21 protein-coding genes are annotated in these 20,762 nt (G+C 66.3%); 18 read left to right on the top strand and 3 right to left on the bottom strand.

What is annotated here, in order from left to right; genetic code table 11:
• Positions 1 to 45 precede the first annotated feature (45 nt).
• Positions 46 to 1,515: a sugar transferase gene (locus D4739_RS03735; protein WP_182920305.1), complete on the top strand. Its 1,470-nt coding sequence runs from the start codon at positions 46 to 48 to the stop codon at positions 1,513 to 1,515.
• Between the two features lie 96 nt (positions 1,516 to 1,611).
• On the opposite strand, the gene D4739_RS03730 is transcribed toward D4739_RS03735, so the two are convergent.
• Positions 1,612 to 2,682 carry a type IV toxin-antitoxin system AbiEi family antitoxin domain-containing protein gene (locus tag D4739_RS03730; protein ID WP_120059317.1) on the bottom strand — a complete coding sequence of 357 codons (1,071 nt, stop codon included), beginning with the start codon at positions 2,680 to 2,682 and terminating at the stop codon, positions 1,612 to 1,614.
• Positions 2,683 to 2,906: 224 nt separating this feature from the next.
• Complete coding sequence (locus D4739_RS03725; RefSeq protein ID WP_120059316.1) at positions 2,907 to 4,337, bottom strand: tyrosine-protein kinase domain-containing protein; 1,431 nt, start codon at positions 4,335 to 4,337, stop codon at positions 2,907 to 2,909.
• Between the two features lie 225 nt (positions 4,338 to 4,562).
• On the opposite strand from D4739_RS03725, the gene D4739_RS03720 reads away from it, so the two are divergent.
• Together D4739_RS03720 and D4739_RS03715 are read left to right on the top strand one after the other, a co-directional pair.
• The gene (locus D4739_RS03720; RefSeq protein WP_120059315.1) at positions 4,563 to 4,967 is read left to right on the top strand and encodes a hypothetical protein; all 405 of its coding nucleotides are present in this window, start codon (positions 4,563 to 4,565) and stop codon (positions 4,965 to 4,967) included.
• 138 nt (positions 4,968 to 5,105) lie between these two features.
• Positions 5,106 to 6,845, top strand: coding sequence for a DUF4012 domain-containing protein (locus tag D4739_RS03715; RefSeq protein ID WP_182920304.1), 1,740 nt, complete (start codon positions 5,106 to 5,108; stop codon positions 6,843 to 6,845).
• A 176-nt stretch (positions 6,846 to 7,021) separates the two neighbouring features.
• On the opposite strand, the gene D4739_RS03710 is transcribed toward D4739_RS03715, so the two are convergent.
• Positions 7,022 to 7,381 (bottom strand): DsrE family protein, encoded by a 360-nt coding sequence (locus tag D4739_RS03710; protein ID WP_120059313.1) that lies wholly within the window; start codon positions 7,379 to 7,381, stop codon positions 7,022 to 7,024.
• A gap of 95 nt (positions 7,382 to 7,476) precedes the next feature.
• Here D4739_RS03710 and D4739_RS03705 point away from each other — a divergent pair, with 95 nt between their 5' ends.
• From D4739_RS03705 to D4739_RS03635, 15 genes are all read left to right on the top strand, one after another.
• A complete protein-coding gene (locus D4739_RS03705) occupies positions 7,477 to 7,986 on the top strand; it encodes a heme-binding beta-barrel domain-containing protein (RefSeq protein ID WP_120059312.1) in 510 nt (169 codons plus the stop codon).
• Positions 7,987 to 7,997: 11 nt separating this feature from the next.
• Positions 7,998 to 8,456: a Fur family transcriptional regulator gene (locus D4739_RS03700; protein WP_238473507.1), complete on the top strand. Its 459-nt coding sequence runs from the start codon at positions 7,998 to 8,000 to the stop codon at positions 8,454 to 8,456.
• Positions 8,457 to 8,699: 243 nt separating this feature from the next.
• On the top strand, positions 8,700 to 9,344 hold the full coding sequence (locus D4739_RS03695; RefSeq protein WP_120059311.1) for a hypothetical protein: 645 nt from the start codon (positions 8,700 to 8,702) through the stop codon (positions 9,342 to 9,344).
• A gap of 209 nt (positions 9,345 to 9,553) precedes the next feature.
• Positions 9,554 to 10,201 carry a hypothetical protein gene (locus D4739_RS03690; protein ID WP_120059310.1) on the top strand — a complete coding sequence of 216 codons (648 nt, stop codon included), beginning with the start codon at positions 9,554 to 9,556 and terminating at the stop codon, positions 10,199 to 10,201.
• A 22-nt stretch (positions 10,202 to 10,223) separates the two neighbouring features.
• Entirely contained in the window at positions 10,224 to 11,210 is a 987-nt protein-coding gene (ygfZ, locus tag D4739_RS03685) for a CAF17-like 4Fe-4S cluster assembly/insertion protein YgfZ (protein ID WP_120059309.1), read from the top strand.
• A gap of 102 nt (positions 11,211 to 11,312) precedes the next feature.
• Complete coding sequence (locus D4739_RS03680) at positions 11,313 to 11,741, top strand: phosphomannose isomerase type II C-terminal cupin domain (RefSeq protein WP_238473506.1); 429 nt, start codon at positions 11,313 to 11,315, stop codon at positions 11,739 to 11,741.
• 287 nt (positions 11,742 to 12,028) lie between these two features.
• Positions 12,029 to 13,543 carry a sugar transferase gene (locus tag D4739_RS03675; protein ID WP_120059308.1) on the top strand — a complete coding sequence of 505 codons (1,515 nt, stop codon included), beginning with the start codon at positions 12,029 to 12,031 and terminating at the stop codon, positions 13,541 to 13,543.
• A gap of 60 nt (positions 13,544 to 13,603) precedes the next feature.
• Positions 13,604 to 14,737: an NAD-dependent epimerase/dehydratase family protein gene (locus tag D4739_RS03670; protein ID WP_120059307.1), complete on the top strand. Its 1,134-nt coding sequence runs from the start codon at positions 13,604 to 13,606 to the stop codon at positions 14,735 to 14,737.
• On the top strand, positions 14,737 to 15,765 hold the full coding sequence (locus D4739_RS03665) for a WaaS/CpsH family glycosyltransferase (RefSeq protein ID WP_120059306.1): 1,029 nt from the start codon (positions 14,737 to 14,739) through the stop codon (positions 15,763 to 15,765). Before D4739_RS03670 ends, D4739_RS03665 begins: the two co-directional genes overlap by 1 nt.
• Before the next feature lie 17 nt (positions 15,766 to 15,782).
• On the top strand, positions 15,783 to 17,045 hold the full coding sequence (locus D4739_RS03660; protein WP_120059305.1) for a hypothetical protein: 1,263 nt from the start codon (positions 15,783 to 15,785) through the stop codon (positions 17,043 to 17,045).
• Positions 17,038 to 17,592, top strand: coding sequence for an acyltransferase (locus D4739_RS03655; RefSeq protein ID WP_120059304.1), 555 nt, complete (start codon positions 17,038 to 17,040; stop codon positions 17,590 to 17,592). The genes D4739_RS03660 and D4739_RS03655 overlap by 8 nt, the downstream gene beginning before the upstream one ends.
• 26 nt (positions 17,593 to 17,618) lie before the next feature.
• Positions 17,619 to 18,473, top strand: a complete 855-nt coding sequence (kdsA, locus tag D4739_RS03650; protein WP_120059303.1) for a 3-deoxy-8-phosphooctulonate synthase — start codon at positions 17,619 to 17,621, stop codon at positions 18,471 to 18,473.
• Positions 18,473 to 19,018 (top strand): KdsC family phosphatase, encoded by a 546-nt coding sequence (locus D4739_RS03645; protein ID WP_120059302.1) that lies wholly within the window; start codon positions 18,473 to 18,475, stop codon positions 19,016 to 19,018. Before kdsA ends, D4739_RS03645 begins: the two co-directional genes overlap by 1 nt.
• Positions 19,005 to 19,775: a 3-deoxy-manno-octulosonate cytidylyltransferase gene (gene kdsB / locus D4739_RS03640; RefSeq protein WP_220699225.1), complete on the top strand. Its 771-nt coding sequence runs from the start codon at positions 19,005 to 19,007 to the stop codon at positions 19,773 to 19,775. Before D4739_RS03645 ends, kdsB begins: the two co-directional genes overlap by 14 nt.
• Positions 19,772 to 20,722 carry a KpsF/GutQ family sugar-phosphate isomerase gene (locus D4739_RS03635; RefSeq protein ID WP_120059300.1) on the top strand — a complete coding sequence of 317 codons (951 nt, stop codon included), beginning with the start codon at positions 19,772 to 19,774 and terminating at the stop codon, positions 20,720 to 20,722. The genes kdsB and D4739_RS03635 overlap by 4 nt, the downstream gene beginning before the upstream one ends.
• The last annotated feature ends 40 nt before the right edge of the window (positions 20,723 to 20,762 follow it).

The following is a 20,762-nucleotide window of genomic DNA, read 5'->3' as shown; positions in this document are numbered from 1 at the left end:
GTTGTGCTGACGACCGGGGGGTCTTTCTCGAAGGGGACCTGGCTAGTGACGAATCTCGCGGAGCGACCTAGCGCGCTGCAGGCTGAGCGCGCCCTGCCGCTCGCTTCGCAGTTGCGCCGCGTCGTCGCTGCGATCGGCGTGCTGGACCTCGCGGTTCTCGCCGGAGCCGTCGCATCCGCCGCCTTCATCACGCCGTTCATCGCCCGGTTCTTCCCGGTGATCCATGACGAGACGGGGCGGTTGCTGGCTGCCGCGCCCGCCATCATCGCGATCTGGCTGTGCTGCCTGCTGGTCCGCGGGGCCTACCGACGCCGGATCATCGGCGCCGGGCACGACGAGTTCCAGATCATGGTCCGCGCGACCGCCCTCGCGGCCGGCATCACCTTCGCCGTCGGCTTCGTGACCGACATCCACATCTCGCGCCCCTTCGTGGTGGCCAGCTTCGCGTTCGGCCTGATCGGGCTGCTCGTGGAGCGCTACGCCGTGCGCAAGGTGGTCCACTCGCTCCGCAAGCGCGGCAGCCTGCTCACCCGCGTCATCGCGGTGTGCGAGCCGGGCGCCCTCGACGAGCTCGTCACGACGCTGGCGCGGCTCCCCGAGCTCGGCTACCAGGTCGTCGGCACCTGCCTTCCCGGCTCCGGGCTCGAGTCCGACGTCTCCCTCCCGGTCCCTCGCTTCGGCGGCGTGGACCAGATCGTCCCGGCCTGTGAGGCCGTTGCCGCCGACACCGTGCTGGTGGGCGGCGGTGGGGCCTCGACCTCCCGTGCGCTCCGGCAGATCGGCTGGGCCCTCGAGGGTCGCCACATCGACCTCGTCGTCGTGCCGTCGCTCATCGACGTCGCTGGCCCCCGCGTGCACATGCGCCACCTCAGCGGCCTGCCGCTGGTCCACATCGAAGAGCCCCAGGTACGCCGCGCCGGCGGCCTCGCGAAGCGCGGATTCGACGTCGTGGTCGCCTCGCTGATGCTGCTGATCCTCTCGCCGCTGATGATGGCGATCGCGCTGGCGGTCAAGGTCTCCGACGGTGGCCCCGTGCTCTTCCGCCAGGAGCGGTCGGGGCGCAACGGCTCGACGTTCCGGATGACGAAGTTCCGCTCGATGGTGGTCGACGCCGACAGCCGCATCAACGAGCTGAGCGACTTCAACGACGTCGACGACGTGCTCTTCAAGATGCGCAACGATCCCCGCGTGACCGTGGTGGGGCGCCCCCTCCGCAAGTGGTCGCTCGACGAGCTGCCCCAGCTCTTCGACGTACTCCGTGGCGACATGTCGCTGGTCGGCCCCCGCCCTCCGCTTCCGCGCGAGGTCGAGCTGTACCCGCCGGAGATGCACCGCCGCATGCTCGTCCGCCCGGGCCTGACCGGCCTGTGGCAGGTGTCGGGACGCTCCGACCTGCCGTTCGACGAGGCGGTCCGCATGGATCTCTACTACGTCGACAACTGGTCGATCGTCAGCGACGTCATCATCATGCTGAAGACCGCCCGCGCGGTGCTGCTGTCCCACGGCGCCTACTGACCCGGGTCTGGCCCGCTGTAACGCGCAGTTCGCGCAACTTCTGCCGCCGTAGAGCGGGGCGGAAGTTTGCCCCAGACGGCGGAAGTACGTTGCGGATCAGCGAGCCGGCAAGATCAGGCGGTCCGGCGCCGTGGCGATCAGCAACCGTTGCCGGCGGGCGTCGGCCATGCGGGCGGCGTACGCGAGGAGCTCGCGGGGCGGGACGGTCCCATGGCGCTGTGCAGTGAGCTCGGCCTCCCGGCGGAGCCGTGTCCTGGCTGCGACCCGGCCGGCGCCCCAGAAGTCGCGCCACGTGATGCGCGAGACGCCAAGACCCTGGGCGAGGACGTCGATCTCCCGCTCCTTCTCCTCCCACACGACTGCCTCGGCGTCCCGCCTGGCAACTCCCCCGTCGGCCACGTTGCGATACTTCGTGCGGCCGTCGAACTCAAAGGCGTGGCAGCCGACCAGGAGATCGAGCCAGGCTGTCTTGCCGTTGGGACGCCGCACGGGGAATTGCGTTGTCGGGTCTCCGATCTGCAGCTCCTTGACGAGGATCCGGGCCATGCTCTCGCCGGCGCTCTCGGCGCCCGGGTCTGCATCCGCTACCGCGGCGCGGCCCGCGGTGATGTCAGGCCAGTGGTGCATGGATCCCGCGATCTCGAGCAGCTCCGAGCGGGGTACGCCGTGGCGCAAGGCTGCGTCGCAGGCGACCAGGCCCGCGCCGTAGCCGTGCTCTCGGCAGATGTCGAGCGCCGTGCGTCCGATGCCGAGTGCCTGGAGCCCGCCGACCTGTGCGACGTCGTCGTCGGTGTAGGCCGCACCGTGCTGCATGATGCCGTTGCGCCGTCGACTGCCCGTGACCCCCGCGCGAGTGACGTGCACGAGACGGCTGTCGTCGCGAAGCAGCGGGAGGCCGTGGATCAGCGCGGCTGAGTCGTGGCTGAAGACATGTGGGCGCCGCAGGGTCAGGTGGGCGGCGCGGACCTCGATGAGGGGCTGCTCCCGCCACTTCTCGGCGCCGGCCCACTGCTCGGCATCGATGTAGACGCCCCGGCGCACCTTCGCCCACTCCCGACTGCGGAGGAGCTCGGCGATCTCGAAGCGCTCGAGGCCCGCGTCAAGGGCGGCTTGGGCGGTGATCAGTCCGTGCTGGCGTCGTACGAGTGCTGCGCGTTGGTTTGGCATGGCTGGAGCATCGCTCCGCCCCGACGCCCTCCGGGGCCCACGCGGCTCGGGCGGTGGAGCAGCTCCCGTGTCTCGGCGGTTGTGCGCGAAAACGGGGCCTTGCGACTTCGGCGGAAGGCGGCTTGAGCGCTACCGCCCCCTTGTGTCGACCTCCGCCGTCCTCAAGGGCGGCAGAAGTCGAGCGAACTGCGCGTTACACGCGGAAAAGGGGGCGGGGCGGGGTGTCAGGCCTTGGCGGGCTTTTCGGGCTTCGGAGGCTTCACGGCCTTCGCGCCACGGCGCTTGCCAGCGGGCTCCGGCTCGGGGGCGTAGCCGTAGCCGTAGCCATAGCCGTAGCCGTAGGCGCCGCCACCCTTCTTCGGCACCATGTTGAAGACGACGCCGAGGGTGTCGGCACCGACGCTCTCGAGGCGGTCGTGGGCGCCACGGAGCTGGTCGCGGGTGGTGCGGGAGTGCCGGACCACCAGCAGGGCGCCGTCGGTCATCGAGGCCAGCAGGGCGGCATCGGTGACCGGGAGGAGCGGGGGAGCGTCGATCACGATCACGTCGTAGGTCGAGCGGGCGGCGGTGAGCAGCGAGGCCATGGCCTGGGACTGCAGAAGCTCGGCCGGGTTGGGCGGGACGGTGCCGCTGGTCAGGACGTGCAGGCCGGTCTCGTGCTTCTGGACCGCAGCAGCGAGGTCGATCTTGCCGACCAGCACGGTGGTCAGGCCGACGGCGGGCTCGAGGCCGAGGACGTTGGCGACCTGGGGGCGACGGAGGTCACCGTCGATGAGCAGGATGTTCTGCCCGGTCTGCGCGAGTGTGATGGCCGTGTTGAGCGCGGTGGTCGACTTGCCCTCGCCGGGGACCGAGCTGGTCACCACGTAGGCCTTCGACGATGCGTCGACGTCGACGAACTGGAGGTTGGTGCGGAGCACGCGGAACGCTTCGGCTCGAGGCTCGTGGGAGCCGAGGTCGCTGACCAGCGGGCGCTTCACGGTCGCGGGGTCGTAGGCGATCGAGGCCATGACCGAGGACTCGGCCAGCTCGGTGATGTCCTCGGCGGACTTCACCGAGGTGTCGAGCAGCTCACGCAGCACGGCGAGGCCGAAGCCGAGCAGCAGGCCGAGAACACCGGCCAGGCCGAGGTTGCGGGTCCAGTTCGGGCTGACCGCGGCGGTCGGCAGGCCTGCGGAGTCGACGGTGGTCGCCTTCAGCACGGGCCCGTCGCCACCGGGCGGGGTTTCGAGGTCCGCGACCAGGAGCGCCAGCTGTTCGCCGTACGTGCGCGTCAGCAGCTGGGCCAGGTCGGGGTCGGGGTCGGTGACCGAGATGGTCAGCAGCACGGTCTCGGGAACGGCCTGAGCGGTGACGTTCGCGGCCAGCTCGGTCGGGTTCATGTCCAGCCCGAGGTCCTCGATGACATCGGCCGCCATGTCCTTGCCAGTAACGAGATCGGCGTACGACGCGACGCGCTGCGTGGAGAACAGACCGTCCTGGTAGGCCTGGTCCGACGACGAGTTGTTGGTCGAGATGAAGATCCGCGAGCTCGATGAGTACTGGGGAATCATCCGGGACGTGACTAGACCACTGACGACCAGTGCGGCTGCGAAGCAGAGGGCGATGAGCAGCCAGTGCCGACGGAGAATTCGCAGGTAATCGCGCAGGTCCATGCAGGTTTCCCCTCGTCAGATGCCCTTTTCGCCGGATTGGAGCGGCCTGTGGAGCCTAGGTGACTGTGCGCCGCCGTGCGGGTGCATCGTGCAACTGTGGCCCAGGTCACTGATCGATTTGCCCAAAGTCATAAGGGTGAAACACAGGGCTGGTTAGGTTGCGGCAGTCAAGCATCTGCGGTGGCTCAACCGCAGCTAACACCGAACTCTGGGGGATTCACAACGATGAAGACACTTTCCGCTGTCATCACCGCGTTCCTGGTCTCGGCGGTACTGCTGGTGGTTTCCGCCCCGGCCCACGCCGCCTACCCGAAGTCGATCTCGAGCTCCTGCTCGGCGACCTCGAGCAAGCTGTACATCAAGCCCTCCACCGCTCCGCGCGTCGCCTTCTCGGCGACCGCTGCAGCTGGCAACGGCACGCCCACGGGCACCGTCAAGGTCTCCTACATCCGCAAGTCGACCGGCAAGGTCGTCAAGCTCTACAAGCGCTCGTACTCCGGTGGCGTGCGCGTCTACACGGGCCCCAAGCTCGGTCGTGGCTCGTATGTCGTCAAGGTGGTCCTCATGACCCCCTCGACGTCGGTCTTCAAGAACTGCCGCGACTACGCTCGCCAGATCGTCCGTCGCTGATCTGAAGCACCAAGCACGACGGCAGCCGGCATCGTCCGGTAGCTGAGGAACCGGCACCTCCTGCGCTCCCTCGCAGCAGGTGCCGGTTTCGCGTCCGGGTGGATGCCGCGGTCACGCGGCTTGATGGAGGGAAACGCAATGCGGAAGCGGACCCGTTGGATCGTTCTTGCGGTGGTCGTGGTGCTGCTCGCCGTCGGCGGGTACGCCGCGTGGCGCGCGCTCCAGGTCAAGGACGAGCTCGGCGGGGCGGTCGATGCCGCCTCGGAGCTGAGGTCCGCGCTCCAGTCGGGCGATGACAAGGCTGCCGACGATGCGCTCGCATCCCTCCGCGCCCACGCCGCCGCTGCGGACGAGGGCACGAGCGGCCCGACCTGGTCCGTGCTCACCCGCCTGCCGTTCGTCGGGGACGACGCGCACGCGGTCCGGGTGATCAGCGCGGTCGCGTTCGACCTGTCCGGCGACGGTGTCGCGCCCCTGGTCGATGCCGGAGCGCTGGACCTCGAGGGGTTCGCTCCGAAGGACGGGCGGATCGACCTCACCCGGATCGACAAGCTCTCCGCTCCGATCTCCACGTCCGCGGAAGCCTTTGCCGTCGCCGAGAAGCGGCTCTCCGCGGTCGACGCCGACGGGCTCGTCGGCCCGCTCGCGTCGCGGTGGAAGCAGGCCATGGGCGATGTCCGCGATGCCGCCGACGGTCTCGAGGCCGGCCGGGTGACCGCTCGCGTCCTGCCCGCGATGCTGGGCGCCGACGGTCCGCGCAAGCAGCTCCTCGTCTTCCAGACCAACGCCGAGCCGCGCGCCCCGGGTGGCATGCCCGGCAGCCTGGCCACCATCGACGTCCGCAACGGTCGCCTCGAGCTGGCGCGCCAGCGATCGGCGAGCAGCTTCGGCGAGCTGGATACCCCGGTCCTGCCGATCACCAAGGACGAGGAGACGCGCTTCGGACCGCAGCTCGGCACCTTCGTGATGGACGCGGCGTTCACCCCCCACTTCCCGAGGGAGGCGGAGCTGATCGCAGCCCGCTGGACCCAGGAGTACGACGAGGAGCTGGACGGCGTCGTGGCCATCGACCCGGTCGCGCTCGGCTACCTGATGGAGGCGACCGGCCCGATCAAGGTCGGCAACGTCGAGCTGACCTCCGAGAACGTGGCCGAGGAGCTCCTGCACGGCGCCTACCTGCGCACGCCCGACCCCAAGCTGCAGGACCTCTGGTTCGAGTCAGTCGCCGGCAGCGTGTTCCAGCGGATCAGTGACGGTCCGGTCGACGGGGAGAGGCTCGTGCGCGAGCTGGCCCGCGGTGTCGACGAGGGCCGCATCTACGTGTCGTCGTTCCACGACGAGGAGCAGGCCGAGCTGGCGGGCACCAAGGTCGCCGGCGAGGTGCCCTCATCCACCCAGGCGGCTCCGCAGGCCGGTGTCTACCTGAACGATTCGACCGCATCAAAGATGGGCTGGTTCCTCGACTACGACGTGACCGTGAAGTCGTCGTGCGACGGCGGCAAGCGTCGCGGTCTCGTTGCCACGATGGACATCTCCTCCAGCCTCAAGCCGGGCACGAAGCTCCCCGAGGCGGTCACCGGTCCCGGCATCTTCGGCACTGCGAAGGGCGAGCACCTGGTCTCCGTGGAGCTCTTCGGACCGCAGGGCGGCACGCTCGGACGGATCAAGTTCGACGGGGAGGACCAGGCCAATGCGGAGTTCTCCAGCTATCTGAACCACCCGACCACGTCGGTCGCGGTCTTCCTCGGAGCAGGTGCCAAGCACCAGATCACCTGGACCATGAACACCGACAGCGCCGCATCCGACCAGCCCGTCGTCGTCCGCGTGAGTGCTGGCGTTCACCCGGAGGACAAGTCGGTCGTCGCCCCGGCCTGCTGAAGCTGGTCTGGTCCGCGGCTGTGACCTGCGCCGCTCCTGATGGATAGCGCTGGTCGCGGGACTTTCCCCTTGCTACCAAGGGCGTATGGCCAAATCCTGGAGCAAGCTGCGTCGCAGGCTACGGTGCGTGCGACGACACGGTTTCAACTGCCCGCACTACCGAGGCTTCCACTGATTCAGTAGACGAGGGCCTGGACGCCGTCGCCGAGGATCTCCTCGGTGAAGACGGCTGCGCCGGCAATGCGTACGCCGGGAAGCACGTCGGCGGCCGTGATGCCGCGCCGGTCTGCGCACTGGGTGCAGACCGTGAGCTGTCCGCCGGCGAGCACGGCGTCGCGAAGGTCGGCCAGCGGGGCGGCGAGGGGGAGGCTGAACTCCTCCGCACGGCCAGCGACGCCGAACCACGCGGCCTCGCCGGTCAGCCAGAGCCCGACATCGGCTCCCGAAGCGACCGCCATCGCGGCCACCGTGAACGCCTGGTTGCAGCGCTCCGGGTCCTCGGCGCCACAGGTGACCTTGATTCGCAGACTGCGCATGCCCTCAGGCTAGACCCGCGCGCACCCGGCCGCCCCGGCGGCGGCTTGTGCCCGGCGTGGAGCCGGTGCACGGGAGGCGCAATAGGATGCGGGGCATGGCGTTCGAGATCCCCGAGAACCTGCACCCTGACATGGGCCCCGTGGCCTGGATGCTCGGCACCTGGCGCGGCAACGGCCATGGTGCGTATCCGACGATCGACAGCTTCGAGTACGGCCAGGAGCTGATCTTCGCTCAGGACGGGCGACCGTTCTTCCACTACATGGCGCGCAGCTGGATCATCGACCCGGAGACGGGCGAGAAGGTCCGCGACGCGGCGATCGAGACCGGCTTCCTGCGCTGCAAGCAGGACGGCAAGGGCACCGGCACGATCGAGCTCGTGATGACGCACAACACCGGCATCGTCGAGATCTGGGTGGGCACGGCCGAGGGCGGCAAGCTCGAGATCGTCACGGACGCGGTGGGCCGCACGGAGACCGCCAAGGAATACACCGCCGGCAAGCGGCTCTACGGCAACGTCGAGGGCGACCTGCTCTACGCGTTCGACATGGCCGCGATGGGGCAGCCGCTCCAGTCGCACCTGTGGGCGCGCCTCCAGCGCGCCTGAGGTCGCACGCCGTGGGCGAGACGCACGATCACGAACCGTCAGCAGATTCCGGCGACCCGTCCACACTGGACCTGAGCGCGAAGCTCCGCGACAGCGGGAAGCGGCTGACCCCGCAACGGCGGCTGATCCTCGACGCCGTCGGGGTCCTCGGTCACGCAACGCCTGACGAGGTGCTGGCGGAGGCCCGCAAGGCGCAGGCGACGCTCAGCATCTCCACCGTCTATCGCAACCTCGAGGTGCTCGAGGAGCTCGGCCTGGTGCGGCACGCCCACCTCAGCGACCGCGCCCCGACGTACCACTCGGTGGGGGACCACGAGCACTTCCACCTGGTCTGCCGCTCGTGCCACCGCGTGATCTCGGTGGGCACCGAGACGCTGGTGCCGCTGCTCGCGCAGCTCGACGCCGATCACGGCTTCGTGCCGGACGTGGGCCACCTGACGGTCTTCGGCACCTGCGCCGACTGTCGCTGAGAGCAGCCCGCGCAGGTCCGCCGCACGTGCAGGTCCTGTGGGCGACCCCAGTCCCCAGGCGGTCCAGTCAGGTTGCGTCACCCAAAGGGCCGCTGACCTGCGGCGATGCCTGTCCGAACGAAGGCGGACCCCCAGAAATCGGTGTTGAGCGGCGCAAACGCCGGCGCCAGCAGGAGACTCGGGCTATCCAGCGCTGACGGCTCGGGCAGGCGGCCAATCACTCAGCGAACTGCGAGGTGTCCGATGAGCTTCCCGATGGTCACCGTCCGATCGCTGGAGCACGCGCCCGACGCGCGTTTTCCCCTCATGGCTGCTCCCGGGACGGGGCGTCTCGTGACCCTCGAGCCCGGCGATGGCGCCGTGTCCACGCTCCGGGTGCGGGAGGTTGCGGTGCGGAGCCAGCTCGACGGTCACGTGCGCGAGGTCGTCCACGTCCGACGACACGGGTCGGAGCTGATGGTGACCGACGCACGGGTGGTGGTCTGCTCGACGCACGTGGAGGGACGGAGCATCGTGACGGGACATGTGCGGTATCCGTGGCTGGTCGCGGTGGGCGGCAGCCGCGCGGATGGCCGGCACGGGCTCGACGAGCTCCGGCTGATCGTGCAAGCCGCGAGCGGTGACTACGCGGTCCTCACCCTCGGCTTCGACCGGCACGTCGACTGGGGCGCGGACGTCTACGGCCTGGCCGCCGTGATCGCGGACCGGGCCGGCCGGAGCTGGCTTCGCGAGCACCCCGGAGCCGACAGCGCGCGGCGCTCGGAGTGGGCGGCGACGGTCGGGGCACGGCGAAAGGTCGCGCGACCCGGCGAGTTCGCGCTGCACTGGATGCCGGAGTACGAGCGCGTCCCCGAGGCCGCCACCGGGGCCCTGTCGCCCGCGGTCTGACCAGCAATTGGACAGGACAACTGTCTAGATCTTGATCGCTGGACCGCGCTGACCTGCGGAAATGCACCCAGGAACTCGAATCCAGTTCCTTGTGCACCATGTCACAGGCAACTGCCTTGCCTACCCCCGGTCTAGACAATAGATACTGGGGATCTCCAAGCCGTCCACTCGGGAAACGGTGCTCTGCTTCGTCACAGCTGAGGTTGGTCATGCCGTTCCCGATTGTCACTGTCCGGTCGCACCATCACGAGCCGGATGATCTCTTTCCGGTCGTCGCCGCGCCGACGGCAGATCTGCCGGTCGTCCTGCACTCGGACGACGGGGCAACGCTGGGTGTCCAGGCCCGTGAGATCACGGTCCGCACCCAGCGCGATGGCCACGTCCGTGAGTTGGTGACAGTGCGACGTCGGGGGATCGACGTACTCATCACCGACTCGCGGGTCGTGGTCAGCTCCGAGCACGCCGGGCACCACGGCGTACTGGCGGGGCACGTGAAGTACCCATGGCTGGTCGCGGTGGGCGGCAGCACCGGCAGCAGCCGCTTCGATGACGACGAGCTGCGCCTGGTGGTGCAGCGGTCGGCGGGCGACTACGCAGTCCTCACCATCGGTTTCGACGCAGGTGTCGACGTGCACGCGCTGGCGCAGGACATCGCGCAGCGCGCGTCCCGGCTCTGGCTGGAGATGCACCCGGGCGTGACGACCGAGGCGGCCGAGCAGTGGGAGGCCATGGCCGACGTGGCCCGGGGGGACGCTCCCGCGGGCGAGTTCGCGCTGCACTGGATGCCGGAGCACGTGCGGGTGGACAACCTGACCCGGCCGATGGTGCGCTTCGACAGCCCCGCCCGCTCTGCCTGATCCCAGCCCGTACGCTGGTGAGGTGAACGAGCACCCGCAGCAGCCCAGTCCGCTCCTGTCCCTTCCCGGAGCAGTGGCGGGCGACGGCATCGATGCGCCGGTGGCCGGTCACTACGGGTCGTTCAACACCGAGCAGCGGGCGCTGGTCGCGGGGCACGGCTTCGTGGACCTGTCCCACCGCGACGTCGTGCGCCTCGCCGGCCCCGACCGGTTGACCTGGCTGCACTCGCTGACCAGCCAGCACTTCCTCGACCTCGCGCCACAGCAGTGGACCAGTGCGCTGATCCTCAGCCCCCAGGGGCACGTCGAGCACGCCTTCACGGGCGTCGACGACGGTGCTGACGGGGAGTCCTTCACCTTGCACACCGAGCCCGGTGCCGGCGCTGCCCTGATCGCGTGGCTCGAGCGGATGAAGTTCATGACCCGCGTCGAGATCACCGACGCCACCCCCGAGCTCGCCACCATGTGGCGCCCGGTCGGCAGCGGTGGCGGCCCGGGGAAGTACGAGTTCATCCCGCGCGACCGGCTCGCGGCGTACGCCGAGGCGGCCGGGCCCGCTGCCGGGCTCTGGGCCTTCGAGGCCCTCCGCATCGAGCGCGGCGAGCCGCGCCTTGGCATCGACACCGATCACCGCACGATCCCCAACGAGGTCGGCTGGATCGGCGGACCGATGGACGCGGTGCACCTCGACAAGGGCTGCTACCGCGGCCAGGAGACCGTCGCCCGCGTGCACACCCTTGGCCGGCCCCCGCGCCGGCTCACGCTGCTGCACCTCGACGGCTCGGAGAACAGGCTGCCCAAGCAGGGCGCCGAGCTCCTTCTCGACGGCAAGGCCGTCGGCGTCATCGGCAGCTCCGCTCGCCACCACGAGCTCGGTCCGATCGCCCTTGCGCTGGTCAAGCGCAACGTCGCCGTCGATGCCCAGCTCGACGCCGACGGCATGCCGGCTTCCCAGGAGGTCATCGTCGACCCCGAGGTCGGCATGCACATCCGCCCCAACCTGCGCTGACCAAGCCCCGGCCTAACGTTTCTGGGGTTTGAACGTTTGTCCAACAGAGCGCCAACCGGTCTGAACCCGGCTTAGGCTGGTCTCCGAACACCCGATTCAACGATGAAGGACGAGGATTCGATGGCTGCCGACTCGGCTGAGCGCCCTTGGGGCTCATGGCACACGATCGACGAAGCCGCTGGCTACAAGGTCAAGCGCATCCACGTGAAGCCCGGCCAGCGCCTGAGCTACCAGACCCACGAGCACCGATCGGAGCACTGGGTCGTCATCTTCGGGATCGCAACGTGCGTGGTTGAGGGCGAGACGATCGTGGCCGGGCCTGGTCACTCGATCGACGTTTCCCAAGGTGCTGCTCACCGGATCACGAACCAGCACGCCGAGGAGCTGGTGATCATCGAGGTGCAGCGCGGTGCCTACACGGGCGAGGACGACATCAAGCGCCTTGAGGACGACTACGGCCGCGAGGATTGTGGTTGCGACGAGGACCACGGCGACGGCGTCGTCCCGATCATCGAGCACGCCCGCGCCTGAAATCCGACGCGAACTCCGAGTCCGGCCCGACCCTGAAAAGGGGTCGGGCCGGACTGCATTTCGCACGAAATCGCCGGGCCGAAACGTTGAGAGTCAAATCGGCAACGGCCGTGAAATCGACTGGTCTATACCGCCCATGTGATCCGGTCCACATGGTTGCCGGAAGCAGGCATTTCTGGCAATCAGCCGCCCTAGTGTCGTGATCACTCGGGGCGTGGACATGTTGGACATGTCTTCTGGGCGGCGTCGAGTCGTCCGCCCCGTCAACGAGTGGACGGGGGTCCGGGATGAGTGAACGACTGAGTATCAGCCCGCTGTCGGTGCACGCTGGGCCCCGACCGACTTTTGCGCGCCGCGTGCCACGGCTCGTCCGCGCGGGCAACTGGCGCACAAGCTACGTCCGGCTCCTCGCCGCGGGAGACTTCGTTGTCCTGCTGCTGGCTCTTGCAGCCACGGCCTTCGTCCGCTTCGGCACGGAGGTGGCCGAGGTGAACGTCGGCGGCATCGATCTGCCATACGCGTCCCTTGCGGTCATCATGGCTCTCGTCTGGTGGATGACGCTCAACCTGACTCGCACCCGAAGCCCGCGGTTGATCGGCCATGGCACGGAGGAGTATCGCCGCGTCGTCCGCGCTACCTGGGCCGCGTTCGCGGGCCTGGCGATGGTGTCGGTGGCACTCAAGGTCGATGCTTCCCGCGCGTACGTCGCGGTCGCCTTCCCGCTCGGCCTGATCGGGCTGCTCGCTTGGCGGAAGACCGCGCGAGCCCTGTTGCACCGGCGCCGGCGAAACGGCGTTGGACTGGCCAATGTACTGCTCGTGGGAGGACTTGAGTCGGCCTACCGGATCAACAGCTACCTCCACCAGCACCCGCAGTCGGGGTACCGCGTCGGTGGCGTCTGGATCCCCGACGTTGACGTTGTCGAGGGCCTCGACCGTTCGCGCTGCAAGGTGCCTGTGCTCGGTCGCGAGCACACGCTCGCCGGCATGATCCGACGCACCCAGTCCGAGGCGGTCATGGTTACCGATACAGAGCACCTCGGCCCCGACGGCCTGCGCGAGCTCGCGTGGCAGCTGGAGAGCACGGGCATCGAGCTGATGCTCTCGCCCAACGTGATCGATGTGGTCGGATCCCGCCTCCACCTTCACGAGCTCTCGGGCCTCCCGATGCTGCACCTCGACGAGCCCCAGTACGCCGGGGCCAGCCGTTTCGTGAAGATGGCCTTCGACCGCGTCGGTGCCGCGTTGATCCTGTTGGCGTTCTCGCCGGTAATGCTGGTGCTCGCGGCGTTGGTGAAGCTGACGAGCGAAGGACAGGTCTTCTACCGCCAGGAGCGCATCGGCAAGAACGGTGAAGTCTTCGGCATGATCAAGTTCCGTTCGATGCGCGTCGGTGCAGATGCCGAGTTGGCCGCGCTCCTGGCCTCCGAGGGAAAGAGCCTTGCGGAATTGCCCAAGCTGGAGAACGACCCGCGCATCACCAAGGTGGGTGGCGTCATGCGCCGCTTCTCGCTGGACGAGTTGCCCCAGCTCCTCAACGTGCTCAAGGGTGACATGAGTCTTGTGGGGCCCCGTCCCCAGCGGGACTTCGAGGTCGAGCAGTACGACCACGTCGCCAATCGCCGCCTGACCGTGCGGCCAGGTATGACCGGCCTGTGGCAGGTATCGGGCCGATCTGACCTTGATTTCGCCGAATCGATCCGGCTCGACGTCCATTACGTCGAGAATTGGTCAATGACCAGCGACCTCATCATCCTGTGGAAGACATTCCGTGCGGTGGTCGCTTCAGACGGGGCCTACTGACCCGCGGGGTTGGCTCGCCGGCTCGCCTAACACCATCCGCACGCCCAGGGAGACCTTGCCTTGTCACGCATCCTCATCACCGGCGGTGCCGGTTTCATCGGATCCAACCTTGCGAACGCCTTCGCGGCAGACGGCCACGAGGTGACGGTTCTCGACAACCTGCTTCCCCAGGTGCATGGAACGTCGCCCGAGTCCAGTGAGCTCTATCAGCTCGCGAGCAAGGCGGCGACCGTCGTCGTAGGCGATGTCTGCAGCCGAAAAGACCTTGAGGCTGTCCTTCCCGGACAGGATGTGGTGGTGCACCTGGCGGCCGAGACCGGCACAGGGCAATCGATGTACGAAGTAGAGCGCTACAACCGGGTCAACGTAGGTGGCACGGCAATCCTTCTCGACATCCTTGCCAATGACTCGTCGCGGACTGTCAAGAAGGTAGTCATCGCCTCATCCCGGTCGATCTATGGCGAAGGCCGGTACCTCAGCCCCGAGCTTGGTTACGTCTACCCGGGAAGTCGTTCGGAGACCGACATGCTGGAGGGGCGGTTTGAGCCGACCTATCCGGGGTCCGGTGCCCTCGAGCTGGTTGGCACTTCGGAGGACTCCAAGATTCAGCCCTCGTCGGTGTACGGGATCACCAAGCACACCCAGGAGGCGCTGGTGATGACCGTTTGCCCGACTCTCGGCATCAGTCCGGTCGCGCTTCGGTACCAGAATGTCTATGGCCCCGGTCAGTCGCTCACCAACCCGTACACCGGGATCCTGTCGATCTTCTCGACGCTGATCCGGCAGGGACGCGCGATCAACATCTTCGAAGATGGGTTGGAAAGTCGCGACTTCGTCTTCGTTGACGATGTCGTTCGAGCCACGATGCAGGCGAGCCTGGATTCGCGTGCGAACAACCAGATCTTCAATGTCGGAAGCGGTGTCGGCACGACTGTGAACACGGTCGTCGACGAACTGATTCGCGCGTACGACCAGAAGGTCCCAGTCGAGGTAACTGGCAACTTCCGACTTGGAGACGTTCGCCATAACATCGCGGACCTCACCCGGATCCGCGAGACGCTCGGCTTCGAGCCTGAGGTGAGTTTCCGCGACGGCGTTGAGAAGTTTGCAGCGTGGGTGGCCAGCCAAGATGTCGTTGACGGCGGCTATGAGGCATCGCTTGAGGAGATGCGACAGAAGAAGTTGCTCAAGTGATGGGTGATCGCAGCAGATCAGCGCTGCTCATTACCCCCGCGTTCTTCGGCTACGAGAAGGACATCGTTGCCGAACTCGAGAACCAAGGTTTCTCGACTACCTTCATTGACGAGCGACCGTCCAACACAGCTTTTTCGCGCGCGATTCTGCGGGTTCGCAAGAACCTGATCAACCGACGAATCGAGGCCTACTACAACGCGCGACTGGCCGACCTGTCGACGGAGGTGTTTGACCTCGTCCTGGTCATCAAGGCCGAAGTAGTTCCGCGGTGGTTTCTTGAGGAGCTACGGCGTCAGAGTCCAGATGCCCGCTTCGTCTTCTACACGTTCGACGCGATCAGCAATGCCAGCAACTGCCTGGATGTCCTGGAGTGCTTCGACGAGCTCTGGAGCTTCGATCCAGACGACGTGGCTGAGCGTCCGAACTTCTCGTACTTGCCGCTCTTCTACACTGCCGACTACAGCGCACTTCCGCAGTCAGAGGCTTTGCGACCCCGTCGGCACAGTCTGAGCTTTGTCGGCACGTTGCACTCGGAGCGGTACGCATTCGCAAAGGAGCTCTTCGGCGACCGGGCGCGCACCTTCGGCTTCTTCTTCGTACAGGCCCGCTGGTACTTCGCGATCATCAAGTACCTGACCCGTGAGCACTGGTCGGTGCCATGGCGCGATGTGTCGTTCGCCTCGCTGGAGCGACGGGAAATTGCCGAGATCTTCCGAGAGTCCGACGCGGTCCTCGACATGCAGCGTGCAGGGCAGGCAGGCCTCACCATGCGAACGTTCGAGGTCCTCGCCTCCGGGTCAATCCTGGTCACGACCAATGCGTCGATCGTGCGTGAACCCTTCTACGACCCCGCCAGGATCCTTGTCGTGCCCGCCGACATCTCTGCGCTTGACTCGTCGGCGGTCTTCGCCACGCTTTCCGGTCTCGACAAGCCTTCCGGCCCCCCGCAGGGCTTCGATGCCTATTCACTCGCGGCCTGGGTTCGTGCAATCAGCGTTCCGAGCGCTGGCGTGGACGCAGTGGTCTGACGGAGGGGATGAACGCAATGACGGGCAACGCGATGATCCAGTTCGAGCGGATTCAGGAGTTCAAGCGCGCTCGAACAGCCGTCATCGACGGTGTCAACTATGCCCACGTCATCGCCATTCTCTTGTACGACCGCTCGTGGAGGGCCTTGGTCAAGCGGGTGGCTTTTGCCCTCCTGTTTGCCTGCCGAGTGCCTCGGATCGAGCCTGGTCACGCGTCCGCGCTGCTCTTCTACTCCTACCGCGACAAGGGGCGCTCGGACTACGACTACATCGTTGACGGGATCGATGGCCTGCTTGGGGACGAAAGTCGACTTGTCGAAGTGCAGAACGCGTTTTCGCTGCGTCAGGTCGTTCGAACCCTTGCCCAGCTGCCTCGAGCTCGCCGAGCCTCGCGAGGACTCGCCGGCGGGTGGATGTCACGGTGGGTGGCTGCACTTCTGATCGCCAAGTTCGTGAGTGAAACCGAAAGGCTCAAGGGTCTCCTGGCGCGTCACCGCGTTGCGGTGACCTTCTGCGACGCAGTTCCCTATGACAATTTGATTGCGCAACTCGCAGCGCTCGGGGGAGTTCGAACGGTGACCGCGCAGCATGGGCAGTACAGGTGCCTCAGCGAGGCCAACATGAGCCCCGATGCGGAGGCTTATGCGAACTTCGTCAGCGACCAGCTGCTCTGCTGGGGAGCGGCGACTCAGGATGAATTCAGGCGAGCAGGAGTGGATCCCGCCAGACTCGGTATCGTGGGCTGGCTTCGTCGCCGCCCCGGGCGCGTCGACTCCTTCGGACCTCCCGGCGTCTTCGGCGTGATGCTGAATGGCGAAAATGGCGAGGAGTCGAATTCAGACCTTCTAGCCGCCGCAGACGATCTGGCCGCCATGCTTGACCTGACCTACGTCGTACGAGTGCATCCTGCGCGTGACCCTGACCGTTATCGAAAGCTTGTCGGTCCGCGGTGCACCGAGATCGCGATACTTCAGCCCGACGACTATCTGGCTCGAACGAGTTTCAGCCTCGCGCACATGTCGGGTGCAGTCATCGAACTCCTGCTGGTCGGTTGCCCGGTCTATGTCCTTGACGATGGCCGACTTGCCGAGGCCTTCATGGTCGATGGCCTGAACTTCGTAGCGAAGGACCTGATCGCCGCGGTCGAGCAAGATCGGCGCGACCCTGCCGTTGCGCGTGAACGCTTGCTCAAACTGTCTCGTTGGTTCAATGACGACACTGACCAGGATCTGCGGATCCAGACCGCGATCCTTGGGCGAGAGGAACTGGCCGATGCATAGGTTCAAGAAGGGCTATTGGATGGTCCGGGCGTTCATTCTCTCGCCGTTCTTCGGTGCGCTCAGAATGCCGTCGTACATGGGCCCGTCGCTTCTCCTGCTCCACCCGCGGAACTTCTTCATCGGTCGCCGCGTACGCATCCTCCCTGGGATGCGCGCCGAGTCACACCATGGCGGGAAGATCTACATCCACGACAACGTCGCTATCGGTCAGAGTTTCCACATCACCGCGATGGGCGATCTCCATATCGGTGAAGGCACGGTCATCTCGGGATTCGTCATGGTCACTGACATTGATCACGAGTATCGCGACGTGGATCGTCCAGTTCTGGAGCAGGAGTACATCCACCGACGCACTGACATTGGCGAGAACTGCTTCGTGGGCATGGGCGCGCGGCTCCAAGCTGGCACCACTCTGGGTCGCGGGTGCATCGTTGGCGCGAACGCGGTCGTTCGAGGCGATTTCCCAGACCATTGCGTGATCGTCGGTGCCCCTGCGCGGATCGTGAAGCGCTTCAACGCAGATTCCCGCGTCTGGGAAAACTGCTAAGTCATCATCAGGAAAGAGAAGAGTCCATGGCTACCAAGGCAGTCGAAGTAGGCGCAGGCATCGTTGTCGCCAACGATGCCCCGTTCGTTCTGTTTGGCGGGGTGAACGTCCTCGAGGACCTCGACTCAACGCTTTCTGCTGCAGCGCGCTACGTAGAGGTGACCGGTGAACTCGGCATCCCGTACGTGTTCAAGGCGTCTTTCGACAAGGCGAACCGTTCCTCGGTTGCGTCCTACCGAGGCGTCGGGCTTGATGAAGGACTCAAGATCCTTGCTGCGGTCAAGGCTGAGTTTGGGGTCCCCGTAATCACTGACATCCACGAGCCCTCGCAGGCAGCCCCGGTCGCTGAAGTTGCTGATGTTCTCCAGCTTCCGGCCTTCCTGGCCCGTCAGACCGACCTTGTCGTCGCGATGGCCAAGACCGGTCGGGTCGTCAACATCAAGAAACCCCAGTTCCTCAGCCCGTCCCAGATGTCCCACATCGTTTCCAAGTTCCGCGAGGCCGGGAACGAGAGCCTCATTCTGTGCGAGCGCGGTTCACAGTTCGGGTACGACAACCTCGTGGTCGACATGCTGGGCTTCCGGGAGATGATCGAGTCGACCGGTGGGCTGCCGGCGATCTTCGATGTCACGCACAGCCTCCAGCGCCGTGACTCCGGAAGCGCGGCCTCGGGTGGTCGGCGACGGCAGGTGCTCGAACTGGCCCGCTCCGGAATGGCACTTGGTCTCGCTGGACTCTTCCTTGAGGCCCACGAGGACCCCGACTCCGCGCGTTGCGATGGCCCGAGCGCACTCCCGCTCTCGATGCTGAAGCCGTTCCTTGCTCAGATCAAGGCAGTCGACGACCTCGTCAAGAGTTTCGCTGTGCTGGAGATCAGCTGATGCAGCCCTACGCGGGATCAGTTCGCCTTGTCATCTTTGACGTCGACGGCGTCCTCACCGACGGGTCTATCCATGTGGATGGCACCGGTGAGGTCCTCAAGAGTTTCAACGTCAGGGACGGGTTGGCGATTGCTCTCCTTCGGGCGCACGGGATTCGAAGTGGTGTCCTGTCTGGGAAGTCGTCGCCTGCGCTCGACTTCCGGGTGAAGCAACTCGGTTTCGATATCGCAATCACGGGCCGCCTTGCGAAGCGCGAGGCATATGAGGAGATCAAGGCCCAGGAAGGCCTATCCGACGCGGAAATCGCGTACGTGGGCGATGATGTTGTGGACCTTCCCCTTGCCGGCAAGGTGGGCTTCTTCTTTGCTCCAGTTGATGCACACCCGCTTGTCCTGGGACGTGCCGACTACGTGCTCACGGCCGCCGGGGGCCGCGGCGCCGGACGAGAGGCCGCCGAGCGTGTGCTCCTTGCGGGCGGGTTGACCATCGAGGAGGCGTACGCCCCCCTGATTGAGGATTGGGACCGCTTTGATGCCGTTCAGTGAGCCGCGCGTGAGAGTGGTCATTCCTGCCCGGTTCGGGTCGGTCCGCCTTCCCGGAAAGCCCCTCGTGGACCTTGCTGGACGGCCCATGGTTGTCCGGGTTGCCGAGAGCGTGATCGAGGCATTGCCGGAAGCCGAAGTTGTGGTGGCGGTCGATGATCAGCGCATTCTGGATGTCCTGGGGTCCTTCAACCTCGATGGCCTGATGACGAGCACCTCTTGTCTGTCCGGGACGGACCGAGCCGCCGAGGTCGCCCGCTCACGCGGCTGGGGAGCTGACGATCTGGTGATCAACGTCCAGGGAGACGAACCGCTCCTCCCGGCTGACCTGCTTCGTGCGTTCGCCTTGTTCTGTGTCTCGGAGAGCATTGCGATGGCGACCGTGTCGGCCCCCGTCGCCACACTGGACGAGGTCCATGATCCGAACGTCGTCAAGCTCATGGTTCGGAGTGATGACACCGCCATCACATTCTCGCGGTCCCCGATCCCCTTTGACCGGGACCGGGAGCCCTCGCAGTGGATGCTGGATCGCTACCTCAGGCATCTCGGTCTCTACGCGTATCGCAACGGCGTGCTCCAATCGTTGACTAGTGCCGCGCCGTCGATCGCGGAGGAAACGGAGAAGCTCGAACAGTTGCGTGCGTTATGGATCGGAATCCCGATCCACGTCATGCGCTGGTTCGAGGCGCCCCCCGGGGGAGTCGATACTCCCGAGGACGTCCGACGTGTTTCCGCGGTGCTCGAAGGAGTATCAGCATGACCGCGCAGAGTCCGGAAGGCCGGGTTGCCCTGGACGCGGCACGCCGCGTCTTTGAGATTGAGGCGCAAGCGGTGCTAGCGCTCGCGGCAACCGTCGATGGGGACTTCGTGGCTGCCGTCAGTCAGTTGATCGGCTCTCAAGGCCGAGCGATTGTGTGCGGGATGGGCAAGTCAGGAATCATCGGCCGAAAGATTGCCGCAACGTTTGCGAGCACAGGCACCCCCAGCTTCTTCATGCATCCCGGTGAGGCCTACCACGGCGACCTCGGCATGGTGGACCCGTCAGACACCTTCATTGCGATCTCAAACTCGGGAGAAACCGATGAGGTGATCAAGTTGCTTCCGTTCCTTGCCGCCAATGGGAACGTCCTCATTGCCATGACGGGAAGCCCTCAATCGACGCTCGCTCGCGCCGCGAATCTCCACCTCAATGTGGGCGTCGCCCAAGAGGCGTGCCCGCTGCAACTTGCCCCTACCGCGTCGACGACGGCGACGTTGGCGATGGGTGACGCACTCGCGGTTGCGCTCATGGAAACCCGGGGCTTTCAGCCCGAGAACTTTGCTCGGTTCCACCCGGGGGGCTCGTTGGGGCGGCGCCTGTTGAGTCGCGTCGAGGACGAGATGGTCGTCGGTGATCTACCGATTGTCGACGGAAGCGCCGGCACCATGGACGTCATCAGTGCCATCACCGGCTCGCGGCTGGGACTAGCGTTGGTCAGGTCCGAGTCAGGCTGGGGAGTCATCACGGACGGCGACGTTCGCCGTGCCATCGAGAAGTTCAGCGAGGACGTTTTCAACCGGACAGCGGCGGATCTGATGACTCTGAACCCTGCGGCAGTTTCCGTCGGAACGCGCATGGAGGACGCCCTGGCCAAGATGGAGCGCCACTCGATCTCAGCGCTTTTGGTTTTCAACGGAGACGAGTTGGCTGGAGTGCTGAAGAAGTGACGTCATGAGACACGCAGTGCGTGCGTCCTCCGTCGGTCCG

The organism is Nocardioides cavernaquae, assembly GCF_003600895.1.
Taxonomy (GTDB): Bacteria; Actinomycetota; Actinomycetes; order Propionibacteriales; family Nocardioidaceae; genus Nocardioides; species Nocardioides cavernaquae.
This window is presented reverse-complemented; position numbering and strand designations above follow the sequence as displayed.

Excerpts from the sequence above, each read along its gene's own strand:
- D4739_RS03660 (WP_120059305.1), top strand. The coding sequence starts at position 15,783 with ATGACGGGCAACGCGATGATCCAGTTCGAGCGGATTCAGGAGTTCAAG.
- kdsB (WP_220699225.1), top strand. The coding sequence starts at position 19,005 with ATGCCGTTCAGTGAGCCGCGCGTGAGAGTGGTCATTCCTGCCCGGTTC.
- D4739_RS03635 (WP_120059300.1), top strand. The coding sequence starts at position 19,772 with ATGACCGCGCAGAGTCCGGAAGGCCGGGTTGCCCTGGACGCGGCACGC.
- D4739_RS03720 (WP_120059315.1), top strand. The coding sequence starts at position 4,563 with ATGAAGACACTTTCCGCTGTCATCACCGCGTTCCTGGTCTCGGCGGTA.
- D4739_RS03695 (WP_120059311.1), top strand. The coding sequence starts at position 8,700 with ATGAGCTTCCCGATGGTCACCGTCCGATCGCTGGAGCACGCGCCCGAC.
- D4739_RS03690 (WP_120059310.1), top strand. The coding sequence starts at position 9,554 with ATGCCGTTCCCGATTGTCACTGTCCGGTCGCACCATCACGAGCCGGAT.
- D4739_RS03645 (WP_120059302.1), top strand. The coding sequence starts at position 18,473 with ATGCAGCCCTACGCGGGATCAGTTCGCCTTGTCATCTTTGACGTCGAC.
- kdsA (WP_120059303.1), top strand. The coding sequence starts at position 17,619 with ATGGCTACCAAGGCAGTCGAAGTAGGCGCAGGCATCGTTGTCGCCAAC.
- D4739_RS03655 (WP_120059304.1), top strand. The coding sequence starts at position 17,038 with ATGCATAGGTTCAAGAAGGGCTATTGGATGGTCCGGGCGTTCATTCTC.
- D4739_RS03705 (WP_120059312.1), top strand. The coding sequence starts at position 7,477 with ATGGCGTTCGAGATCCCCGAGAACCTGCACCCTGACATGGGCCCCGTG.
- D4739_RS03730 (WP_120059317.1), bottom strand. The coding sequence starts at position 2,682 with ATGCCAAACCAACGCGCAGCACTCGTACGACGCCAGCACGGACTGATC.
- D4739_RS03715 (WP_182920304.1), top strand. The coding sequence starts at position 5,106 with ATGCGGAAGCGGACCCGTTGGATCGTTCTTGCGGTGGTCGTGGTGCTG.
- D4739_RS03675 (WP_120059308.1), top strand. The coding sequence starts at position 12,029 with ATGAGTGAACGACTGAGTATCAGCCCGCTGTCGGTGCACGCTGGGCCC.
- D4739_RS03665 (WP_120059306.1), top strand. The coding sequence starts at position 14,737 with ATGGGTGATCGCAGCAGATCAGCGCTGCTCATTACCCCCGCGTTCTTC.
- D4739_RS03725 (WP_120059316.1), bottom strand. The coding sequence starts at position 4,337 with ATGGACCTGCGCGATTACCTGCGAATTCTCCGTCGGCACTGGCTGCTC.
- D4739_RS03680 (WP_238473506.1), top strand. The coding sequence starts at position 11,313 with ATGAAGGACGAGGATTCGATGGCTGCCGACTCGGCTGAGCGCCCTTGG.
- D4739_RS03710 (WP_120059313.1), bottom strand. The coding sequence starts at position 7,381 with ATGCGCAGTCTGCGAATCAAGGTCACCTGTGGCGCCGAGGACCCGGAG.